This is a genomic window from Reyranella sp. GW821-FHT12G01 (assembly GCF_058806575.1).
Genome location: NZ_JBXAPV010000001.1, coordinates 2057185 through 2076838, shown reverse-complemented (window position 1 = coordinate 2076838; position 19654 = coordinate 2057185). Strand labels below are relative to the sequence as shown.

The 19654-nt window shown below is 67.7% G+C and carries 22 protein-coding genes; 11 read left to right on the top strand and 11 right to left on the bottom strand.

What is annotated here, in order from left to right; genetic code table 11:
• The first annotated feature begins 6 nt into the window (after positions 1–6).
• Entirely contained in the window at positions 7–984 is a 978-nt protein-coding gene (locus AC1RP5_RS09990) for an ABC transporter permease (protein WP_493110489.1), read from the top strand.
• Positions 974–1759, top strand: a complete 786-nt coding sequence (locus AC1RP5_RS09985) for an ABC transporter permease (RefSeq protein ID WP_493110488.1) — start codon at positions 974–976, stop codon at positions 1757–1759. Before AC1RP5_RS09990 ends, AC1RP5_RS09985 begins: the two co-directional genes overlap by 11 nt.
• Positions 1760–1767: 8 nt before the next feature.
• On the opposite strand, the gene AC1RP5_RS09980 is transcribed toward AC1RP5_RS09985, so the two are convergent.
• From AC1RP5_RS09980 to AC1RP5_RS09970, 3 genes are all read right to left on the bottom strand, one after another.
• Positions 1768–2199: a DUF5990 family protein gene (locus AC1RP5_RS09980; protein ID WP_493110487.1), complete on the bottom strand. Its 432-nt coding sequence runs from the start codon at positions 2197–2199 to the stop codon at positions 1768–1770.
• Between the two features lie 100 nt (positions 2200–2299).
• Positions 2300–2797: a DinB family protein gene (locus AC1RP5_RS09975; protein ID WP_493110486.1), complete on the bottom strand. Its 498-nt coding sequence runs from the start codon at positions 2795–2797 to the stop codon at positions 2300–2302.
• A 329-nt stretch (positions 2798–3126) separates the two neighbouring features.
• A complete protein-coding gene (locus tag AC1RP5_RS09970) occupies positions 3127–4338 on the bottom strand; it encodes a sensor histidine kinase (RefSeq protein WP_493110485.1) in 1212 nt (403 codons plus the stop codon).
• Positions 4339–4779: 441 nt separating this feature from the next.
• On the opposite strand from AC1RP5_RS09970, the gene AC1RP5_RS09965 reads away from it, so the two are divergent.
• A complete protein-coding gene (locus tag AC1RP5_RS09965) occupies positions 4780–6867 on the top strand; it encodes an ATP-binding protein (RefSeq protein WP_493113330.1) in 2088 nt (695 codons plus the stop codon).
• A 27-nt stretch (positions 6868–6894) separates the two neighbouring features.
• On the opposite strand, the gene AC1RP5_RS09960 is transcribed toward AC1RP5_RS09965, so the two are convergent.
• The 3 genes from AC1RP5_RS09960 to AC1RP5_RS09950 form a co-directional block, all read right to left on the bottom strand.
• Positions 6895–7320, bottom strand: a complete 426-nt coding sequence (locus tag AC1RP5_RS09960) for a DUF5990 family protein (RefSeq protein WP_493110484.1) — start codon at positions 7318–7320, stop codon at positions 6895–6897.
• 8 nt (positions 7321–7328) lie between these two features.
• Positions 7329–8003 (bottom strand): nitroreductase, encoded by a 675-nt coding sequence (locus AC1RP5_RS09955; protein ID WP_493110483.1) that lies wholly within the window; start codon positions 8001–8003, stop codon positions 7329–7331.
• Between the two features lie 108 nt (positions 8004–8111).
• A complete protein-coding gene (locus tag AC1RP5_RS09950) occupies positions 8112–8516 on the bottom strand; it encodes an energy transducer TonB (RefSeq protein ID WP_493110482.1) in 405 nt (134 codons plus the stop codon).
• 127 nt (positions 8517–8643) lie between these two features.
• Here AC1RP5_RS09950 and AC1RP5_RS09945 point away from each other — a divergent pair, with 127 nt between their 5' ends.
• Complete coding sequence (locus tag AC1RP5_RS09945; protein ID WP_493110481.1) at positions 8644–9456, top strand: M48 family metallopeptidase; 813 nt, start codon at positions 8644–8646, stop codon at positions 9454–9456.
• 177 nt (positions 9457–9633) lie between these two features.
• Complete coding sequence (locus AC1RP5_RS09940) at positions 9634–10779, top strand: MFS transporter (RefSeq protein ID WP_493110480.1); 1146 nt, start codon at positions 9634–9636, stop codon at positions 10777–10779.
• Between the two features lie 4 nt (positions 10780–10783).
• Here AC1RP5_RS09940 and AC1RP5_RS09935 read toward each other — a convergent pair whose 3' ends face one another.
• On the bottom strand, positions 10784–12028 hold the full coding sequence (locus tag AC1RP5_RS09935; RefSeq protein ID WP_493110479.1) for an ArsB/NhaD family transporter: 1245 nt from the start codon (positions 12026–12028) through the stop codon (positions 10784–10786).
• A 279-nt stretch (positions 12029–12307) separates the two neighbouring features.
• Positions 12308–13198 carry a LysR family transcriptional regulator gene (locus AC1RP5_RS09930; RefSeq protein WP_493110478.1) on the bottom strand — a complete coding sequence of 297 codons (891 nt, stop codon included), beginning with the start codon at positions 13196–13198 and terminating at the stop codon, positions 12308–12310.
• A gap of 125 nt (positions 13199–13323) precedes the next feature.
• Between AC1RP5_RS09930 and AC1RP5_RS09925 the strand changes: the two genes are divergently transcribed.
• A complete protein-coding gene (locus AC1RP5_RS09925) occupies positions 13324–14487 on the top strand; it encodes a mandelate racemase/muconate lactonizing enzyme family protein (RefSeq protein WP_493110476.1) in 1164 nt (387 codons plus the stop codon).
• A gap of 10 nt (positions 14488–14497) precedes the next feature.
• Here AC1RP5_RS09925 and AC1RP5_RS09920 read toward each other — a convergent pair whose 3' ends face one another.
• Both AC1RP5_RS09920 and AC1RP5_RS09915 read right to left on the bottom strand, forming a co-directional pair.
• Entirely contained in the window at positions 14498–16105 is a 1608-nt protein-coding gene (locus tag AC1RP5_RS09920) for a serine hydrolase domain-containing protein (protein ID WP_493110475.1), read from the bottom strand.
• A 113-nt stretch (positions 16106–16218) separates the two neighbouring features.
• Entirely contained in the window at positions 16219–16506 is a 288-nt protein-coding gene (locus AC1RP5_RS09915) for a hypothetical protein (RefSeq protein WP_493110474.1), read from the bottom strand.
• Here AC1RP5_RS09915 and AC1RP5_RS09910 point away from each other — a divergent pair.
• The 3 genes from AC1RP5_RS09910 (at position 16490) to AC1RP5_RS09900 (ending at position 17572) form a co-directional block, all read left to right on the top strand.
• A complete protein-coding gene (locus AC1RP5_RS09910; RefSeq protein WP_493110473.1) occupies positions 16490–16795 on the top strand; it encodes a hypothetical protein in 306 nt (101 codons plus the stop codon). The genes AC1RP5_RS09915 and AC1RP5_RS09910 overlap by 17 nt on opposite strands.
• Positions 16792–17277, top strand: a complete 486-nt coding sequence (locus AC1RP5_RS09905; RefSeq protein WP_493110472.1) for a GNAT family N-acetyltransferase — start codon at positions 16792–16794, stop codon at positions 17275–17277. Before AC1RP5_RS09910 ends, AC1RP5_RS09905 begins: the two co-directional genes overlap by 4 nt.
• Positions 17278–17362: 85 nt before the next feature.
• Positions 17363–17572, top strand: a complete 210-nt coding sequence (locus tag AC1RP5_RS09900) for a hypothetical protein (protein ID WP_493110471.1) — start codon at positions 17363–17365, stop codon at positions 17570–17572.
• 25 nt (positions 17573–17597) lie between these two features.
• Here the strand turns inward: AC1RP5_RS09900 and AC1RP5_RS09895 are convergent, their stop codons facing one another.
• On the bottom strand, positions 17598–18137 hold the full coding sequence (locus AC1RP5_RS09895) for a hypothetical protein (protein ID WP_493110470.1): 540 nt from the start codon (positions 18135–18137) through the stop codon (positions 17598–17600).
• A gap of 106 nt (positions 18138–18243) precedes the next feature.
• Here AC1RP5_RS09895 and AC1RP5_RS09890 point away from each other — a divergent pair, with 106 nt between their 5' ends.
• The gene (locus AC1RP5_RS09890) at positions 18244–18669 is read left to right on the top strand and encodes a GFA family protein (RefSeq protein WP_493110469.1); all 426 of its coding nucleotides are present in this window, start codon (positions 18244–18246) and stop codon (positions 18667–18669) included.
• Between the two features lie 141 nt (positions 18670–18810).
• The gene (locus AC1RP5_RS09885) at positions 18811–19653 is read left to right on the top strand and encodes a glycosyltransferase family 2 protein (RefSeq protein WP_493110468.1); all 843 of its coding nucleotides are present in this window, start codon (positions 18811–18813) and stop codon (positions 19651–19653) included.
• The last annotated feature ends 1 nt before the right edge of the window (position 19654 follow it).

The following is a 19654-nucleotide window of genomic DNA, read 5'->3' as shown; positions in this document are numbered from 1 at the left end:
ACCGCGATGGGCCGCTATCTGCTGCGGCGCCTGCTGCAGGTGCCAATCGGCCTCGCGGTCGTCGGCTCGCTCGCCTTCCTGCTGATCCATATCGCGCCGGGCGGACCGGTCACGGCGCTGAGCGGCGAATATGCGACGGCCGAGCTGCGGCAGGAGATCGAGCAGCGCTACGGGCTCGACCGGCCGCTCGCCGAACGCTACCTCGCCTGGGCGGGCGCGGTGCTGTCGGGCGATCTTGGCCGCTCCTACCTGCACAAGGCGCCGGTCGCCGACGTGATCCTCGAACGCCTGCCGGCCACGCTTTCGATCGTGCTGCCGGCCGCGTTCCTGTCGCTGCTGCTGGGCGGCGCCATCGGCCTTTTGGCGACGCGGCCACCCGGTGCGCCGCGCAACATGCTGGCGCCGGTGCTGGCCTTGGTCGGCCACATGATGCCGACCTTCTGGATCGCGCAGGGCCTCGTGCTGCTGTTCGCGCTGAAGCTCGGTTGGTTCCCGGTGCAGGGGCTCGACGATCCGCGCGCGATCAGGCCGGAGTTGGGCGACCGGCTGCGCCATCTCGTGTTGCCGGTGACGGCGCTCGCGATCCACCAGCTCGCGATGATGGCGCTGATCCTGCGCGCCGCGCTGCAGGCCGAGGTGGTGCGGCCCTACATGGTGACGGCACTGGCCAAGGGTCTCGACTTCCCGCGGGCGCGGCGGCGGCATGCGCTGGTGAACGCGCTGCATCCGGTACTGGCGGTGATGGGCGGCCGCATCGGCGCGACCTTCGTGGGCGCCATCGCCGTCGAGACGGTGTTCGCGCTGCCCGGCCTCGGACGCCTGATCGTGTCGGCAGCGATCAACCGCGACCATCCGCTGGTGCTGGGCATCGCGCTCGCGGTCTGCGCGGTGGCGATGCTGGGCAACCTTCTGACCGACCTGATGATGAACCGGTTCGACCCGCGCATGGCGATCGACCGCGACGAGGCGAGCCATGCAGCCTGACGCGGCCCTCGATCCGTCGCGCCGCCGCGCCGCACGCTGGGGACTGGCGCTGCTCGCGCCGCCGGTCCTGCTCGCGGTGCTGGCGCCCCTGTTCGGCAAGCCGCGCGCCGGCGCGATGCTGGCCGCGCCGAGCCTCGCCCATCCGTTCGGCACCGACGATCTCGGCCACGACCTCCTGCTGCTGCTGGCGCAGGGCGCGCGCGTCTCCTTCGAGGTCGGCGGCTATGCGACGGCGATCGCGCTGCTGCTGGGCCTCGCACTCGGCCTCGTGGCGGCGTTCGGCGGACGCCTTGCCGACGACCTGGTGATGCGCGGCGCCGAACTCACCGTCACCGTGCCACCGTTGCTGCTCGCCATCGTGCTGGTGGGCCTGTTCGGCGCCGGCAATCTCCTGACGGCGCTGGCGCTGGGCATCGGCACCTGGCCGATGGTGGCCCGCGTCGTGCGCGCCGCCGCCTACGGGCTGCGCGGCCAGCCGCATGTGATCGCCGCCCGCGCGCTCGGCGTCTCGCGCCCGATGATTGCGCTACGCCACGTGCTGCCGGCGATCCTGCCGCTCGCACTGTCGCTCACCGGCGTGCTGTTCAGCGGCGCGGTGCTGGCCGAGGCTACCCTCTCCTTCGTCGGCCTCACCGATCACACGATGCCGGGCTGGGGCCACATCATGGCCCATGCCGGGCCATACCTGCGCGACGCCTGGTGGCTGTGGTTCTTTCCCGGCGGACTTTTGGTGATGACGACCGCCGGCGTGGCGCTGATCGCCGACGCCGCCTGACGGCCAGCCTAACTCTTGAGCGCGCGGGCCGATTGCACGGTGGCGCAGGCCGGCGTGCCGTCGGCGCCCGTGCCGGCCACCGTCAATTCGATGACGCCCGCAGCACCGGCCGCGACGGCGCGCTCGACGAGAGTTTTCTTGATGTCGTGGATGTCGATCTTCATGCGCCGCGACCACGGCGACGCGGCGTCGCCGGCCATCTGGCCGATGCGGACATAGACGAACCGCCGCTCCGGCCCTTCGCGGCGCACCTGATCGCCGGAGAATTTCGGTCCGGCGGCAACGCGCACCGGAAACTCGAACGCGAGCTTCTCGCCCTTGCGCGACGCTTTCGGATCGAGGGGCTCGCCGTCCTTCGACTGGAGGCTGTGGAGCACGCCGGGCACCGGCTGCTCGATGACGATGCGGAAGGTAACGACGGCGTTGGCTGACCGGGTCATGCGATTGTCCTGTCCGTGGCGGGCGCACGTCCTGATCTTCTACAGGTCTTCCCCGGCGTGATGCACGCGCGCCCTGGCCGCCCCCCGATCAGGCAGGCAATCAACCCTCGCAGAGATAGACGCAGAGGTCGGTCTCCGGCGGATTGACGCCGGAGTCGAAGAACATCTCGGCGACCCAGCCGCGATGGTAGGTCTTGTGGTTGACGATGTGCAGGAACATCCCGCCGCGCGTCATCTCCCCGCCCTTGCCCGACACGAAGTTGAACTTGAGGCGCTCCCGAAGGCTGTCGGGCGTCTGGGCCTTGGCCCAGTCGATGTACCATTCGTTGATCGTCGACTGCTCCTCGACCAGCGCGTCGAGGTCGGGATGCAGCAGGTCGCGGCGCGTCGAGAAGCCGTGCTTCTGGCCGAGCAGATGGGCGCGCCAGATCAGGTCGACCTGGTAGTTGTGATTGAGCGTGCCGATCATCGACCCGAACAGCGTCTTGCGCGTCCGATAGACCGCGTCGCCGGGCAGCTCCCGCATCGCCCTGAACAGGATCTGGTCGGCCCAGTCACCGTAGGTCGCGAGCATCACCGCGGTATCCGTCGTGAGCATGCCAATTCCCCGTTCCGTGCAATCCTCGCTTTGCAATGACCGGGCCGATCTGCTCGACGTAATTTGTTCCGGGATGGAACCCGGGCGAGTCGGCAGATGTTGCCTCTTCATGGACAAGCCCGATTCCGAACTACAGCGCTTGCGGAGGGCCGAGCAGAAAGCTCACGACCTCTACGATCGCCTGCGAGGGTCGGCCGTACGCGCAGATCCGCTGTTCGTCGATAACGCCAGAAGCCTATGGGCGGAGGCCGTCGACCAGACGAACCGCTACACTTCCCGGAAGGCCAAGCCGCCTCGTTCGTGATCGAACCGTGTTGCGGCCGCTTCGTCTATTTGTCGAACTGGGCGCGCGGGATCGCGAGCGTGACGGCCAGGCCTTCGGACCGCCAGTCGTGGCTCAGCGTCCCCGCCATGCCGCGGATGGTCTCGCGCAGCAGGCGCGTACCGAACCCGCTCGTCGCCGGCGCCGCCGCGAGACGGGGCCCGCCGCTCTCCGTCCAGGAGATCCCGACAGTGTTTCGCCCGCCCTGCTCCTCAAGACGCCATTCGACCCGCACCGAACCGGTCTCGCTCGTCAGGGCGCCGTACTTGGCGGCGTTGGTGGCCAGCTCGTGAAAAACCAGCGCGAGATTGTTGGTGGCGATCTCGCCGACTTCGACCGCAGGGCCGGCAAGCATGTAGCGAACCGGCCGGCCGTGCGCGGCCGCGTAGGGTCTCAGGACCGCGCCCACCAGCTCCGCGAAGTCCGTCACCTGCGCACTCGACGTTCCAGGCGTCCGCTTCACCAGGTCGTGCGCCACGGCCAGCGCCCTCACACGTCCCGACAGGGCCTCACCCAGCGCCTCCTTCGAGGTCGCGCTCCTGGTGCTGAAGAGCACCAGTCCCTCCACGATGTTGAACACGTTCTTCACGCGATGGCTCATCTCGCGCGTCAGCGACTGCTGCATGGCCAGCGACGCCTGCAGGCGCTGTTCGGATTGCAGGAGCTGCAGCGCGATGCTCACGAAGGTGGCGAGGTCCTGGATCGCCGCGACATGGCCTCGATTGAAGTGGCCCAGCTGATTGGAGACGATCCACAACGTGCCGAGCTGCTCGTCGCCGCGGTTGAGGGGCACCAGCAGCACTTCGGGCACGACGATGTTGGCGTCGGAGATCCACGAATAGTAGCGCTCGGCATGCCGCGCGAGGACCGGCCCGCGCGCATCGAGCGTGACGCCGCACGGGCTGTCGTTGCGCGGCGTGGTGGCGTCGTTGAAGGCGGCCAGCGATCCTTCGAGGAATGCCCAGCGAAAGACCTGAGGCGTGACATCGGACTCGAAGACGCTGATGCCCGACGAGACGCCGCCACCCAGCTCCATCGCCAGCCGCACGAACTCCGGCAGGACCTTCTCCGGCCCATCGACCAGCCGTGCCGCGAGCTGCATGATGGCGGCGTTGACCTGCCGGTGGTCCTTCTCGAGGGAAGGACGCGCGTCGAGTTCGCGCGTGACGATCACCTCATCGAGGGGCACGGTCCGGCCGGGCGTTGCAACGTCTGACATTGCGGTCCTGTCGAAGGTGATTGAGCGAGCATAGGGCCTGTCCCCTTCTGGACAAAGCCTCAACGGGGTGTGCCGGATCGGCGCAGAGCATGTAGCGGTCATCGCCCACGCCAGCCAGAGCGTAAACCAGCGTTTGATATCGCACGCATGGTGACTACCCCAAGGCGGTCAATTCGGGACAATGTCATCCGGCCCCGGCATGAATCCGTAAACTTGCAGCAGCCGTCGCCCCAAAACGCGCTATGCATCGGTATCTGCCGAGTGAACTGGTGACCTGTGAACGTGGCAAACGAGAGTGCTTTGAATTTCAGGAACGAGGCCCACGCCAACGCCGCTGAACTCTTTGCGGGAGCCGGCGAAGTCCGGTCGCATGCGCGAGAGATCGACTGGTCGAAAAGCCCGCTCGGTCCTACCACCGGCTGGTCGCCGGCGCTGCGGACGATGGCGCGGACGATCTTCGACTCGCCCTTTCCCATCTGCCTCTGGTCAGGCCCGCAGTTCGCGCTCGTCTACAACGATGCCTATCGCCGGATCCTGGCGGCCAAGCACCCGGCGGCACTGGGACAGCCCGGCTCGATCGTCTGGGCCGAGATCTGGGACGAGTTGAAGCCCCAGTTCGAAGGCGTGCGGAACGAAGGCGGGCGGGTCTATTTCGAGGATGCGCCCTTCGTCATGGCGCGCCTCGAAGGTGGCGGCACGGAAACCGCCTGGTTCAACTATTCGCTCTCGCCGCTGCGCGACGAGGACGGCAGCGTGGCTGCGGTCCTCAACATCACGCCGGAAACGACCGCGCGCGTTCTCGTCGAACGCCGCCTCGCCGAGGAGCAGGTAGCGCTCGCCGCCAGCGAGGCCCTCGCGCGCCGCAACGGCGAGCGGGTGCAGCTTGCACTGGCGGCCGGCGCCATCATCGGCACCTGGAACTGGGACCTGCCGACCGACCGCTTCACCGTCGACGGAGCGTTCGCACGCGCCTTCGGTCTCGATCCCGCACTTGGCCGTGAAGGCATCCCTCTCGTCCAGATCATCGCCACGGTGCATCCCGACGACCGGCCGGGCTTGACCGTCGCCATCGACGAAGCCATCGCGCGCGGCGGCGCCTACGCACATCAGTACCGCACGCTGCGCGCCGACGGCCGCTACTACTGGCTGGAGGCCAACGGCCGCGTCGACAAGGCGGCCGACGGCACGCCGCTTACCTTTCCCGGCGTGCTGATCGACGTCGAGAAGCGGCGTGCCGACGAGGCCGAGCGCGTGCGCGTGACCGAAGAACTGCGCCGGCTGAACGAGACGCTGGAGCAGCGCGTCGCCGACGGCACTGCCGAGCTGATGCGGGCCGAGGAAGCGCTGCGCCAGTCGCAGAAGATGGAGGCCGTGGGCCAGCTCACCGGCGGCCTCGCGCACGACTTCAACAACCTCCTGACGGGAATCTCCGGCTCGCTGGAACTGATGCAGGGCCGCCTGCAGCAAGGCCGCTTCAGCGACGTCGAGCGCTACATGGCGGCGGCCCAGGGCGCCGCCAAGCGTGCCGCCGCGCTGACGCATCGCCTGCTGGCCTTCTCGCGCCGCCAGACGCTCGACCCCAAGCCGATCGACGTCAATCGCCTGGTCAACGGCATGCAGGACCTGATCCAGCGCACGGTCGGTCCCGGCATTGCCGTCGAGGCCGTCGGCGCGAGCGGCCTCTGGCCGGTGCTGGTCGACCCCTCGCAGCTCGAGAATTCGCTGCTGAACCTCTGCATCAATTCGCGCGATGCGATGCCCGACGGCGGCCGCATCACCATCGAGACCGCCAACAAGTGGCTCGACGAACGCGCCGCACGGGAGCGCGACATTCCCGAAGGCCAGTATCTCTCGCTGTGCGTGACCGATACCGGCATCGGCATCCCGCAGGACGTGATCGCCCGGGTGTTCGAGCCGTTCTACACGACCAAGCCGATGGGCGAAGGCACCGGGCTTGGCCTGTCGATGATCTACGGCTTCGCGCAGCAGTCGGGCGGACAGGTGCGCATCTATTCCGAGGTCGGCAAGGGCACGACGGTCTGCATCTACCTGCCGCGCCACTACGGCGAGATCGACGACGAGACCCTCACGACCGAGAGGCGGACGCTGCCGCGCTCGGAGCAGGGCGAAACCGTGCTGGTGGTCGACGACGAGCCGACCGTGCGCATGCTCATCACCGACATTCTCGACGAACTCGGCTTCACCGCGATCGAGGCGAGCGACAGCGCGGCCGGGCTGAAGATCCTGCAATCGGACGTGCGCATCGACCTGCTGGTGACCGATGTCGGCCTGCCGGGCGGCATGAACGGACGACAGATGGCCGACGCCGGCCGCATCAGCCGGCCCGACCTGAAAGTGCTGTTCATCACGGGCTACGCCGAGAACGCCGCGGTCGGCAACGGCCAGCTCGCCCCCGGCATGGCGGTGCTGACCAAGCCGTTTGCCATGGAGGCGATGGCAAACCGCATCCGCTCGATGATCGAAGCCGGGCGGGAGTCGCAAGAGCGGACGCCGCGCAACGGCACATGAGGGACTTTTCGCCCGCCCCTGGAGTCTTCAGGCCCTGAAAGCGCGGGTCGATGGCACGGTGGCGCAGGCCGGCGTGCCGTCCGCGCCCGTGCCGGCGACCGTCAGTTCGATGACGCCGGCGCCGGCAGCGGCGCGCTCGACCAGATCCTTCCTGATGTCGTGGATGTCGATCTTCATGCGACGCGACCAGGGCGACGCGGCATCTCCGGCCAACTGGCCGATGCGGACATAGACGAACCGCCGCTCCGGCCCCTCGCGACGGACCTGATCGCCAGAGAACTTCGGCCCGGCGCCAACGCGAACGGGAAACTCGAACCTCAGCGGTTCACCCTTGCGCGACGATTTCGGATCGAGAGGCCCGCCCTCCTTCGACTGGAGGCTATGAAGCACCCCGGGAACCGGCTGCTCGATGACGATGCGGAAGGTAACGACGTCATGGGCGGACCGGGTCATGCGATGCCTCAGTCGAACCCGACATACTTCACGAACTGCTCCGTCGGGGTGCGCTCCGACTTCACGGCGTTCGCCGGGAAAGAATCGTCGGGATAGCCCAACGCGACGCAGGTCATGATCGCCTCGTCCTCGGGGATGCTCGCGACCTCGCGTACGATGTCGGAGCGCGAGATGCCCTGGCCGTTCACCACGGCGCCGATGCCGCGGTTCCAGGCGGCCAGCACGATGCCGTAGCACAGCGCGCCCAGGTCGAAGTGGCAGGTGGCGCCGGGGTCGAGCACGCGGTCGTAGGTCAGCACCAGCGAGACCGGCGCGTCGAACTGGCGGAAGCCGCGCAGCACCCAGTCCTGGCGCATCGCCTTGTCGTCGCGTGCGATGCCCATGGCGGCGAAGAGCTGCTTGGCGACGCCGACCTGGCGCTCGCGATGGGCGCCCTCGTAGGGGCCGTGGGTGAAGATGTCCCGCTTGGAGGGCTTGCCCGCGACCATCTCCTCCATGTTGCGGCGGCGCACCTCATCGAGCGGCGCGCCGGCCAGGACATGGACGTGCCACGGCTGGCTGTTCATCGATGATGGCGCGCGCTTGGCGTCCTCGATGATCTCGTGGATCACCGTCTTGGGGATCGCCTTGTCCTTGAAGCCGCGGGTGCTGCGACGGCTATGCACCAGTTCCTGGAAGTCCATGTATCCTCACGCCCTTCGATCTTGGGGCGGAGGATAGCAGGCAGCGCGCGGCCGGGAATACGAAGCGGCGCGGCCCGTTCCGTAGGGCGGGCGATCGCCCGGCGTCCATCACCGGAGAACGAACTGGACCGGGATGTCGCTGACAAACGACAAGGCTTTGCCCTTGCGGGTATAGGGATGGAACTGCGCGTCCTGCAGGGCCAGCAGTGCCGACTGGTCGAGCACCGGATAACCGGAGGATTTCACCAGCTCGACACTGCGGGCCTTGCCGCCCTCCGCACCGACTGTCACGCGCAGCAGGACCGTGCCTTGTTCGCCCGCCTTTCGGGAATTGACCGGATAGGTCGGTCTCGGAGCAACCCGGTACCGGGCATCGGCCGGCGCGATGACGACCGGTTCTGTTACCGGCTCTTCCGCGGTCGCACAGGCGACCAGGGATGCCGACAGGCACACCGCCGCCATCGCCCGCCACAGGCCGCGCCGGCCGTGCGCATTCTTCTCCGGTCCGTCCAACGCCCTCTCCCCCCGGTAGCATCCAAGCTCACTCTACCACGCGGGCGCGAGAGCGACATTGACTCCGGCAGCGTGCCGTCGGTAGCGTGATCCGGGGAGCTGCAACGATCGGCGGCGTGGGAAAACAATGAAACGGCGGTCTTTCTTCGCGCTCGGCGGCGCGTGCGCTCTGTGCGGCTGCGCCGGCGCGGTGCATCAACTTCCGAAGATCAGCGAGAACAGTCTCAGCCTGGCGCAGAGCGAGGTGCAGGGCGCCGGCGGTCCGCCGCAGCGCCGTTCACTGACCGACGCGGAGGTGAACGAGATCATGCGCTCGGCCCTCGCCCGCATCCGTCCGCCGGCCTACGAGACCTGCCGCCAGATGAATGTCGGCGTTTGCGACTGGCAGTTCATCGCCTCGTCGAGCCGCGAGATGAACGCGGGCGCCGGCGACAACGGCCTGATCTTCATCAATCGCGGCGTCGTCGAGTATGCGACGAACGAGGAGGAAGTCTGCCTGGTGTTCGCCCACGAGATCGGCCACCAGGCGGCGAACCACATCGCCAACAACAAGCGCAACCAGGCGACGGGCGCGCTGATCGGCGGCGTGCTTCTGGGCGTGCTCGGCGCCGCCGTCGCCAATCCCCGCTCCACCAATTCCGGCGAGTTCGTGCGCTCGTCCATCGACACCGGCGCCAGGCTCGGCCGCTCGGTCGGCCGCATCTCCTACTCCAAGGAGCAGGAGCGCGAGGCCGACTATCTCGCGGCGGTGATCCTCTATCGCTCGAACGTCGATCTCGACAAGGCGCGCGGCCTGCTGGTCACCATGGCGCGCGCCTCCGACCGCCAGGACACCGGCCTGTTCGACACCCATCCCGCCGGCCCCGAGCGCCTCGCAAGCTGGGACCGCGCCGTCGCCGAGGTCCGCGCCTCCGGGGGAGCCCTGCCCGCGCGGGCGTGAGGCGCTCTTTCGGCAATCCTCCCCCTCGCGAAGTGGATTTCACAATTGCACAATTTGTGCAAAACTGATGTGAAATCATCAAAGAGGGTGCCCGGTGCACGAATTCCTTCTCGAGGTGGCACTGGATCTCACGTTCGCCGGTCTCATCGTCATGCTCCTGCGCCACGTCTGACGACGGTGCAGGCTTCCCCTTCCAGCCGGGCGAAGCTCGTCCGCTGGTACATCTCGTCGGCCACCCTGGGCGTGCCGCAGGCGGCGGGGCCCGTCGCCTTCTCACTGGTCGCGCTCAGCGTCACCGGCGACACGAGCGGCGGCGCCGCCATGATCCTCGCGATGACGATGGCGCAGGTGGCGGGCGCCATCCCGATCGCGCGGCTCGGCCGCGGCCTGAACGTGGCGATGTTCCTGCGCCTGCTGATCGCGCTGCGCACGGCGGCGCTGGTGTCGGTCGCCCTGCTCGCGGCCTCCGGCGCTTCCTTCACCTGGCTGATCGGGCTCGCGGCCCTCGCGGGTCTCGTGAACGGCGCCGCCTCGGGCTACCTGCGCGCGGTGCTGAACCATCTGGCGCCGGGTTCCGGCCTGCCACGCGCGCTGGGCATCGCGGCGACGTTGAACGAACTCACCTTCGTGCTGGCGCCGGTGGCCGCGTCGGGCCTCGGCACGATCTCGCCCGCCTTCGGCGTGCTGGCGCTGGCGCTACTGGGCGCGCTGCCCGCCGTGCTGATCCCCAACACCGGCGCGACGCATGCGGGCGACATGAAGAGCGCGGGTGGCGCGCTGCTCAGCCCGCCGGTCGTGCTGTGGCTGCTGTGCGCGCTCGCGGGTGGCGCGACCGTGGCGGCGATCGAGATCGGCGCCGTCGCGCTGGCGTTGCAGTTCGGCTACGCACCGACGCTCGCCATCCTGTTCACCGTGCCGCTGTGCCTGGCCTCGGTCGCCGGCGGCCTGTGGGTCAGCGTGCGCAATCGCCAGGCCCGGCGACGGACCGTCGTGGCGCAGCTCGCCGTCATGACCTTCGGTGCCGCACTCGCGGCCCTCAACCTCTCCGTCGCGATGACGATCGCCGGCGCGATCCTGATCGGCCTCGTCCTCGCGCCGCTCGCGACGCACTATTCGCTGATCCTCGACACGCTGGCCCCGCCGCATCAACGCCCCGAACTGTTCGCCCTGCTGCGCACCGCCAACGCCACCGGCGTCATCTTCACCAGCGCCGCGCTCACCATGGTCTCGCTGTCGATGGCCCTGATCGTCGTCACCGGCCTGATGGGCGTCGTCACGCTGGTCGTCGCGATGGCTCCGGCGCCACGCGCGGCCGGCGCCTGACGCTTCAGAACGTCAGCAGCCAGATCCAGAAGCCGGCCATCGCCATGCAGGTCACGGCGACGGGCACGCCGGCCAGCGAGAATTCCCTGAACGAGATCTTTACGCCGCGCACCGCCGCCTGCTCGACGACGATGATACCGGCGAGGCTGCCGAACACGACGAGGCTGCTGGAGAAGCCGGTGCCCAGCGCCAGTGCGGCGCCCAGCGCGGCCCGGCCGAACCCGGTGCCGCCGCCATCGACGAACGGGATCAACAGCATCACCGTCGGATTGTTGCCGACGATGTTGCTCAAGACGCTGCTCACCAGGAAGAGCGTCAACGGATCCTTCAGATCGAGCCCGGCCTCGTGCAACTCGTCCAGCAGTTCGGCCGGCAGGCCGGTGGCGCGCAGCGCGGCATTGACCACGAACAGGCCCATGATCAGCAGCAGCAGGTTGCCGTCGACATGCTTCAGCATGTCCTTCGAGGCGATCTGGCGGTTGACCAGCAGCAGGCCAGCGCCGCTGAGCGCAATCAGCTCGCGCGGCCACGGGCTGAACACGAAAGCGAGGATCACCCCCGCCGTCACCGCCAGCGCCTTCGCCGTCTCGAAGCGATCGAGAGTGACGGGGCTGCCCGCTTCCGGAAGTTCCGTCGGGATCGCGGGCGCCGTCCATCGCCGCCGATAGATCAGCACGATCACACCCCACACGACGGGCAGCGAGGCCAGCGCCGGCAGCGCCGCGATGCCCAGAAAGCCCTTGAACGAGAGGTCGAGACCCTGCGCCACGATCATGTTCTGCGGGCTGCCGATCAGCGTGCCCGCCGAGCCGGTGTTGGTGGCGAAGCAGAAGGCGAGCAGGAACGGCACCGGGTTCAGGCCGCGCGCCAGCGTGATCGAGACCAGCAGCGGCGTCATCGCGACCACGACGACGTCGTTGGTCAGCACCGCCGACAGCCCGCCGCCGACCAAGGTCAGCAGCGCGAGCAGCACCGGCGGCGCGACGTCGAGCGTCGCCACCTTCTCCGCGACCCAGCCATAGAAGCCCGAGACGACGAAGGCCGCCGACACCACCATCAGCCCGAACAGCAGCCCGATGGTGCGATCGTTGATCGCGCCCCAGGCCGCATGGGGATTTATGCTGCCGACCGCCAGCATCGCCAGCGCACCCACGACGGCCGCGCCCGTGCGATCGACCTTGAAGCCCGGCAGCTTGCCGAAGCCCATCGCGAGATAGACCAGCAGGAAGATCAGTACGGTCGCGTCCATCGGCCCTTGCTCGTCTGCGACGTCACTCCGGCGTCTTCTCGCGGTCGCCGCAGCGCTCGCCGCGACGTGCTGCGTTCTACACAGCGCCGATTTTCAGCGCTTCCGGCCGCGTCTCAAAAGCGACGGCCGCATTTTCACCAGCGTCTCTATTCGTCGTAACTGAAAGCGAAAGGTCCCTCGCTCACGCTCGGGATGACACCGTTTGCTTGATCGGCGCACTGCGCAAATCCCGACAAAATTGTCATCCCGAACGCAATGAAGGACCTTTGATCGGATCGATCAGCGTCGCCCGAACGCGTCCCACATTGCTTCGATTGCCGGGCTCTGGCGCACGGTCGGGCGGAACAGGCGGATGTCGACCGGGATCTGCAACGCCGTATCAGCGGCCGGCACGAGGCGGCCGGCGGCGATGTCGTCCTCGGCCAGCGAGCGCGGCAGCCAGGCGACGCCGTCGCCGGCACGCGCCATCGATTGCAGGGTCGCGGCAAGGTGCGAAGTGAAGACGGCGCGCGCGACGCCGCGGTCCTTCGCCTTCCAGCCGGCGGCGACGATGCGGCCGAGGCCGGACTCGGCGCTGTAGGCGAGATAGGGCGCGGGCTTGCCGGCGGAGCCCAGCCGCCAGCGCGGCGTGCCGCCTCGTGCGGGCGCACTGAGCGGCAGCAGCGTGTCATTCCCGACGGTGATGCTCTTGAATGGTTGGCCGTCGAGGCGGCAGCCCATCGCCGGGTGGTAGTGACACAGCAGGAAAGCCGCATCGCCGCGCAGCATGATCTGCTCGCAGGCCTGCATGCTGTCGGAGATCAGGTTCAGGTTGCCGAGCGCCAGCACGCTGTCGTTGCGCCTTACCCAGCCGGGAAAGAACGTGAAGGACAGCGCATGCGTCGAGGCGATCGACAGCTTGGCGGCGCGGCCCGCCACCTCGACCGTGTCGCGGCGCAATTGCAACAGCGCGCGCGTCAGGATCTCCGCCTGATCGTGGAAATGCGCGCCGGCCTCGGTCAGCGCCACGCCGTGCGTGGTGCGAGAGAAGAGCGGCGCGCCGACCCAGCGTTCGAGCGCGCGGATGCGACGGCTGAAGGCCGGCTGCGTGATGTGCCGCACCTCCGCCGCTCGCGAGAAGTTCAGGGTCGCGGCCAGCGCCAGATAGTCTTCCAGCCAGATCAGCTCCATGGTGATGCCATTCTAGCATGACCACGGACCGCAACGGCATTGGTATCGCCGGAATGTCGGGCCTATCCACGTCGCGGAGATGCCGTTTCCGGCATCACAACCAAAAAGCCTCGCGGAGCCCGCCCATGCGCATCGTCGACGTCGCCGAAATCACCCAGCCGATCTCCTCGCCGATCCGCAACGCCTATATCGACTTCACGAAGATGACGACCAGTCTGGTCGCAGTCGTGACCGACGTGGTGCGCGACGGACGCCGGGTCGTGGGTTACGGCTTCAACTCCAACGGCCGCTACGGCCAGGGCGGCCTCATACGCGAGCGCTTCCGCGACCGGCTGCTGCAGGCCAAGCCCGCAAGCGTGCTGAACGAGGCCGGCGACAATCTCGATCCGCACAAGCTCTGGGCCGCGATGATGGCCAACGAGAAGCCGGGTGGTCACGGCGAGCGTTCGGTCGCGGTCGGCACGCTCGACATGGCGATCTGGGACGCCACCGCCAAGATCGCGGGCAAGCCGCTGTTTCGCCTGCTCGCCGAGATGAAGGGCCGCAAGGCCGATCCGCGCGTCTTCGTCTATGCCGCCGGCGGCTACTACTATCCGGGCAAGGACAACTCGGCACTTCGCGCCGAGATGCGCTCCTATCTCGACCGCGGCTACAACGTCGTGAAGATGAAGATCGGCGGCGCCTCGCTCGACGAGGATCGCGGCCGCATCGAAGCGGTGCTGAACGAGATCGGCTCGCAGGCGCGCCTCGCCGTCGACGCCAATGGCCGCTTCGATCTCGAGACCGCCATCGCCTACGCCAAGATGCTGCGCGACTATCCGCTGTTCTGGTACGAGGAGGCCGGCGATCCGCTCGACTACGCGCTGCAGGCCGCCCTGCCCGAGTTCTATCCCGCGCCGATGGCGACCGGCGAGAACCTCTTCTCTCACCAGGATGCGCACAACCTGCTGCGCTACGGCGGCATGCGCCCCGATCGCGACTGGCTGCAATTCGACTGCGCGCTGTCCTACGGCCTGGTCGAATATCTGCGCACGCTCGACGTTCTCGAACAGCACGGCTGGTCGCCGTCACGCTGCGTGCCGCACGGCGGCCACCAGATGTCGCTGAACATCGCGGCGGGCCTCGGCCTCGGCGGCAACGAGAGCTATCCCGATCTCTTCCAGCCCTATGGCGGCTTCCCCGACCAGGTGCGGGTCGAGGATGGCCACATCGTGATGCCGGACCTTCCCGGCATCGGCTTCGAGGGCAAGTCCGACCTTATTAAGGTGATGCGCGAGCTAGCCGAGTAACGCGGGCGACTCAGTCGTCGGTCCGTCCCTGCGCGTTCGCTTTGAACCCGTTCGTCCACTCGATGCTGAGGTCGACGGTCTTGTCGCCGAACACGTGTGTCACCCGCGCCGCGTCGTCGTTGCCCAGCGTCTGGACCTCCAGCACGAGGGTCTTGCCGTCGGCCGACCAGGCGCCGCGCGCCGCGCTCGGCCCCATCGGCATGCGCCCGCCGACCGCATAGCGACCATCGAAGCCGATCGGTCCGCCGAACCGGCCCGCCGATGCGGCTGACGGGCCGCGGTCGATTTCGAGCTCGTAGGACGGTTGGGGATCGTCGAGCTTCAGGGTGTAGGACTTGAGGCGCATCGGATTGGCGGCGAAGCGCCAGACCTTGCCGGAGACGGTCTTGGCCATCGGCGGCGGCGCACCTGTAACGGCGCCGCCCGGCGCCGGTGGCTCGATCGCGGCCGCCTTCACCTTTTCGGCGAGCTCGGCGGTTCCTGCGGGATCGGCCGCCACGGCGGCGTTCGAGGTGACGGCGTCGGCGAGATGGTTCACCAGCGTTCCGAAGCGATAGCGCGGCACGGTGATCCTGTTGCCGGTCACCTCGGGAAACCGCGCCGAGCCGGTCACCACGGCCACGATGTCGAGTTCGGGCATCACGACGATGAGCTGCCGGTTCTTGCCGACCGACATGAAGGTGTTGCGCTGGGGCATGACCCAGAACTGAAGACCGTAGCGCAGGTCGGTCGCCCAGCTCTCGCGCATGTCGACATCGGCCCGCTTCACGGCCTCGATCCACGCCGCCGGCAGGACCTGCTTGTCTTCCCACAGCCCGCCGCGCAGCCAGAGATAGCCGATCTTCGCCATGTCGCGCGGCTGCAGGTGGAGGCCCCAGCCGCCGATCGAGATGCCCTGCGGATCGGCCTGCCACAGCACGTCGTCGATGCCGAGCGGCCCGAACAGCTTCTCGCGCGCGTAGTCGAGCGCACTGCGGCCCGTGGCCTTGCTCAGGATGGCCGACAGGAGATGGGTGTTGCCGCTGTCATAATAGAAGCGCGCGCCTGGCGCCGACGTCATCGGCTGGTCGAGCACGTATTGCCGCCAGTCGGGGGAACGCGTCATGGCGATGACGGAGTCATAGGGACCGTCCAGCCCCTCCTGCCAGGTGAGGCCCGACGTCATGTCGAGCAGATGCCGAACCGTGATCGCTTTCTTGGCATCGTCGAGGTTGGCGATCGGCCGGTCGCCTAAAAGATCGACGACCCGCCGGTCGGTGCCGTCGAGCAAGCCCTCGCCGATCGCCATGCCGATCAGGCTGCTGGTGACGGCCTTGGTCGACGAATAGATGTGGTGCCGGAGCCCGGCGCGGAACGGCGCGTAGGCCGCCTCCAGCACGATCCGGCCGTGGCGTGTCACCAGCACGCTGTCCATGTTGTTGGCGGCGCCGAAATCGACCAAGCGGGCGAGCCGCTCGGAACTCATGCCCTGCTCCTCGGGCGAGGAGACCGGCCAGCCGCGCGTCGGCCAAAGTTGCGTGGCCGGTTGCGCGGTCTGCTGCGCCGAAGCGAGCGGCGCGCAGAGCAGCGCCGACGCAGCGAGCAGGATCGCCAGAAGCGTGTTCGTCAGCCGATGCATGGCAGCCACCCGTCCCCGTGTCGCCAGAGGCTACGGAGGACGGCGGATGCGTTCAACACATGTTCTGATTTGTGGACAGCCCGGCGACGCCGCCGGCGTTTTCACACAGGCTGTTAAGCCGCGTCCTTGAAGCGCGACTGCATCGCCTGGGCGATCTTCAGTTCGCGGCTGAGTTCGGCGATCGTCAGCATGCCCGGGCGCAGCAGCAGGCGCGCGACGCCGGAATTGCGACGGTTTTCCTCGGGCCACAATGCGCGGCGCGCCAGCGAGCGGGAATCGTCATACTTGCTGGCGCGCAGCGCGATGATCGACGCGGCGAGGCAGCGCTGTTCCCATTCGCCGAACGTGCTGACGCCGCGCGACAGTGCGTCGAGGATTTTGGTGATGGTCGTGACGGCCAACTTCTTCTTCTCTTCGAAGGCCATGCCTTCGGAGGAGACAGCGGCGAGCGATTTGCGGAGCGATTCAATTTCGGACATCGGCGCGTTATACTCATTCGAGCGCGACTGTGAAGTGCGAAGAGTCGCCGTCGGCGATAACAAAATAATGCCGCATGACCGTCATGCCATCGCCTCGCAGACGCGCGCGGAGAAAACGGACGCGCATGACCGTTCCGCGCGCGCTGTCAACGTCCGTATCGAGGTGACACCCTTGCAGATCCTGTCGCGCCGGATCACGGTTTTGCAATGAAGCCTCCGCTTCTCCATGCACCGCCGTTCACGCTCCGTGCCATCGACCGACGCGACATCGACGGAATCGCACGCGCGGGACGCGACGCGGGCATCAGGCTCCTGCCGTGGTTCGGCCTGGCCTTCGAGGATGCGTGGGCGGCACCGTGGATCGAACGCGCCATCGAGAACTGGAAACTCGAGCGGCATTTCGTCTTTACGATCGTGAACGCTTCGGACGGCTATGCCGGCGGCGTCGGCCTGTCGGCGCCGCAGGACGGCGCCATCGAAGCCTCCTACTGGATAGTGCCGGAAGTGCGCGGGTGCGGTGTCGCGTCGCTGGCCCTGACGGCGGCGATCGACTGGGCACGATCGCAATTCCCCGACGCCCATATCTGGGCGAAGACGCGTCCCGACAACCTGGCCTCGCAGCGCGTCCTCCTGAAGTCGGGCTTCGTCGAGACGGACCGCGGCAAGGTCGTGCGCTTCGGGTTCCCGCGATAACGCCGGTTTCTGCATCGATGCACTGGGCGAAACTCGACCGCGATGTGCGCGTTGACCTGCCTGGACGAAACCGCAGGAGGCCTAAATGCCACCGTCTCACCCGATCCACGCGCTCCGCAGCAACCTCGAATCAGCCCGCCTCGCGCTCGTGCAAAAGATCGCCGCCGAAGAAGTGCCGCCCGCCGAATCGCTGCGGCAGCTCGCGATCCTGCAGGGCGCCCTGACGGCGGTGCGCGAGGAGATCGAATCCCGCGAACCTAAAGTCGGCTTCGGCGCCGAACAGGGATTGGACTAGCCGCCCAATCCCATCTCCATCTCCGCTACGGCGTCACGCAGATCGTCGGCGGACACGAGGTGGGACGCACGATCTTGAACATCGGCGGGATGGCGGCGTTGGGCGGCGCCGGCTCGCTGGGCGTCACGACGAGTCCAGGCACGACCTCCAAGTCGAAAGCGTTCATGCTGGCGAACAGCACATGGACAGTGCCTCCCGCGAAATCGCGCTCGGTGACCGTCCTCTTGAGCAACGCCCATTCCTTCTGGTTCATGTAGAACCAGCTCAGGCTGTGCTTGCCGGGGATGACATCGACCACCATCGCTTCCTTCGGATTGACCGTGCCGATCTTGGTTTCGTCGATGTAGATGTCGCCCGTGATGCCGTGCAGCTCGTAGGGCGTGAAGATCGCGCCCGTGGGCCGCTTGCCGAGCAGGATATAGAGGCGCGCCCGGTCGGCCGGCGGCGTCGCGATCTTGCGGACCTCCTGCTCGTACTCCGCCGTCGCCATGAGCGGCACCGAACGCGGCTGGCAGGCCGAGACCACCAGGGCCACGAGGGCGAGCACTACAACTTTCTGGATCATGTTTCCTCCGGATGATCCTTCTAGCGTGTCCACGCATGCGGTCGCCACTGTCTGGAGTAAAATCCCGGCAGCGGATAGATTCCGCAGGAGACGGGAGACACGAGACATGGCGGACGACGACAAGGTTCGGAAGGGTCAGTGCCATTGCGGCGCGGTGCGGTTCGAGGCGACGCTGACCGACGGGTTCAAGTCGATCCGCCGCTGCACCTGTTCCTTCTGCCGGATGCGCGGCGCCGTCGTCGCGATGGCGGAGATGGGCGGCATTCGCTTCCTGCAGGGCGAGGACGCGCTCACGACCTATCGCTTCCACACCGGCACGGCGCAGCATTTCTTCTGTTCGCGTTGCGGGATCTACACGCACCACCAGCGCCGCTCCGACACGACGCTCTACGCCGTGAACGTCGCGTGCCTGGAAGGCGTCAGCCCCTTCGACTTCCCCGAGGTGCCCGTCATGGACGGCGTCAACCACACCAACGACACCGGCCAGCCGACGCGCCGCGCCGGCACCTTGCGCTTCATCCCCGCCGACTGACGGCGATCGGCCGATATCGATTTGCACCCTCGCGTGAACTCGGGCAGATATCTGCCACCGGAAGCACTTTCGGGAACCAGCCTGTGTTTCACACCTTATGCGATGCGGTCCCCCGGATGGCTCGCGTGATGCGATCGGACGATGCAAACCGGATTTGACGTCCCGCCGCGCCAGGATCTGAAACTCTCCGTCGTCATTCCTGCCTACAACGAGCGCGAGACGCTGCCGCGCATCCTGCGCGCGGTGTCCCTGGCCCTGCCCGGCGTCACGCGCGAGATCGTGGTGGTCGACGATTGCTCGACCGACGGCACGCGCGCGTGGATCCAGGAGACTTTTCCGGCGGCCGCGAACGTCGTCGTGGGCACGCGGCGCGATGCCGACGGCAGGATCGCCTTCGTGTTCGAGGGACAGGACGCCGGTGCAGATTTCGAGCCGGTGGCCGGCCCGCTCACCGTGCGGCCGCTGATGCATCCCGCCAACGGCGGCAAGGGACGCGCGCTGCGCACCGGCTTTGCGTCGGCGCAGGGCGACGTGATCGTCATCCAGGATGCCGACCTCGAATACGATCCCTCGGACTGGGCGCAGATGTTCAGGCTGCTGCAGATCGGCGTGGCCGACGTGGTCTACGGCTCGCGCTTCTACGGCCGGCCCCATCACGCCCTCTTCTTCTACCACTATCTCGGCAACCGCACGATTTCGGCGCTGTTCAACGTGCTCTTCGACCAGACGCTGACCGACCTCGAGACCTGCTACAAGATGTTCCGGCGCGAGGTCCTCGATGGTGCCGAGTTGGTCAGCGACGATTTCGGCATCGAGGTCGAGCTGTCGGCCGCCTTCGCCCGCCCCAAGCGCTGGCGTATCTACGAATGCGGCATCAGCTACTACGGCCGCACCTACGCCGAGGGAAAGAAGATCGGCTGGCGCGACGGCCTGCTGGCCCTCTGGTACGTCGTGAAATTCCGGCTGCGCGGCCCCGTTCGCTAGC

Coding starts and splice junctions, on each gene's coding strand:
- AC1RP5_RS09990 (WP_493110489.1), top strand. CDS start 7: ATGGGCCGCTATCTGCTGCGGCGCCTGCTGCAGGTGCCAATCGGCCTC.
- AC1RP5_RS09985 (WP_493110488.1), top strand. CDS start 974: ATGCAGCCTGACGCGGCCCTCGATCCGTCGCGCCGCCGCGCCGCACGC.
- AC1RP5_RS09980 (WP_493110487.1), bottom strand. CDS start 2,199: ATGACCCGGTCAGCCAACGCCGTCGTTACCTTCCGCATCGTCATCGAG.
- AC1RP5_RS09975 (WP_493110486.1), bottom strand. CDS start 2,797: ATGCTCACGACGGATACCGCGGTGATGCTCGCGACCTACGGTGACTGG.
- AC1RP5_RS09970 (WP_493110485.1), bottom strand. CDS start 4,338: ATGTCAGACGTTGCAACGCCCGGCCGGACCGTGCCCCTCGATGAGGTG.
- AC1RP5_RS09965 (WP_493113330.1), top strand. CDS start 4,780: ATGGCGCGGACGATCTTCGACTCGCCCTTTCCCATCTGCCTCTGGTCA.
- AC1RP5_RS09960 (WP_493110484.1), bottom strand. CDS start 7,320: ATGACCCGGTCCGCCCATGACGTCGTTACCTTCCGCATCGTCATCGAG.
- AC1RP5_RS09955 (WP_493110483.1), bottom strand. CDS start 8,003: ATGGACTTCCAGGAACTGGTGCATAGCCGTCGCAGCACCCGCGGCTTC.
- AC1RP5_RS09945 (WP_493110481.1), top strand. CDS start 8,644: ATGAAACGGCGGTCTTTCTTCGCGCTCGGCGGCGCGTGCGCTCTGTGC.
- AC1RP5_RS09935 (WP_493110479.1), bottom strand. CDS start 12,028: ATGGACGCGACCGTACTGATCTTCCTGCTGGTCTATCTCGCGATGGGC.
- AC1RP5_RS09930 (WP_493110478.1), bottom strand. CDS start 13,198: ATGGAGCTGATCTGGCTGGAAGACTATCTGGCGCTGGCCGCGACCCTG.
- AC1RP5_RS09925 (WP_493110476.1), top strand. CDS start 13,324: ATGCGCATCGTCGACGTCGCCGAAATCACCCAGCCGATCTCCTCGCCG.
- AC1RP5_RS09920 (WP_493110475.1), bottom strand. CDS start 16,105: ATGCATCGGCTGACGAACACGCTTCTGGCGATCCTGCTCGCTGCGTCG.
- AC1RP5_RS09910 (WP_493110473.1), top strand. CDS start 16,490: ATGGTCGTGACGGCCAACTTCTTCTTCTCTTCGAAGGCCATGCCTTCG.
- AC1RP5_RS09905 (WP_493110472.1), top strand. CDS start 16,792: ATGAAGCCTCCGCTTCTCCATGCACCGCCGTTCACGCTCCGTGCCATC.
- AC1RP5_RS09900 (WP_493110471.1), top strand. CDS start 17,363: ATGCCACCGTCTCACCCGATCCACGCGCTCCGCAGCAACCTCGAATCA.
- AC1RP5_RS09895 (WP_493110470.1), bottom strand. CDS start 18,137: ATGATCCAGAAAGTTGTAGTGCTCGCCCTCGTGGCCCTGGTGGTCTCG.
- AC1RP5_RS09890 (WP_493110469.1), top strand. CDS start 18,244: ATGGCGGACGACGACAAGGTTCGGAAGGGTCAGTGCCATTGCGGCGCG.
- AC1RP5_RS09885 (WP_493110468.1), top strand. CDS start 18,811: ATGCAAACCGGATTTGACGTCCCGCCGCGCCAGGATCTGAAACTCTCC.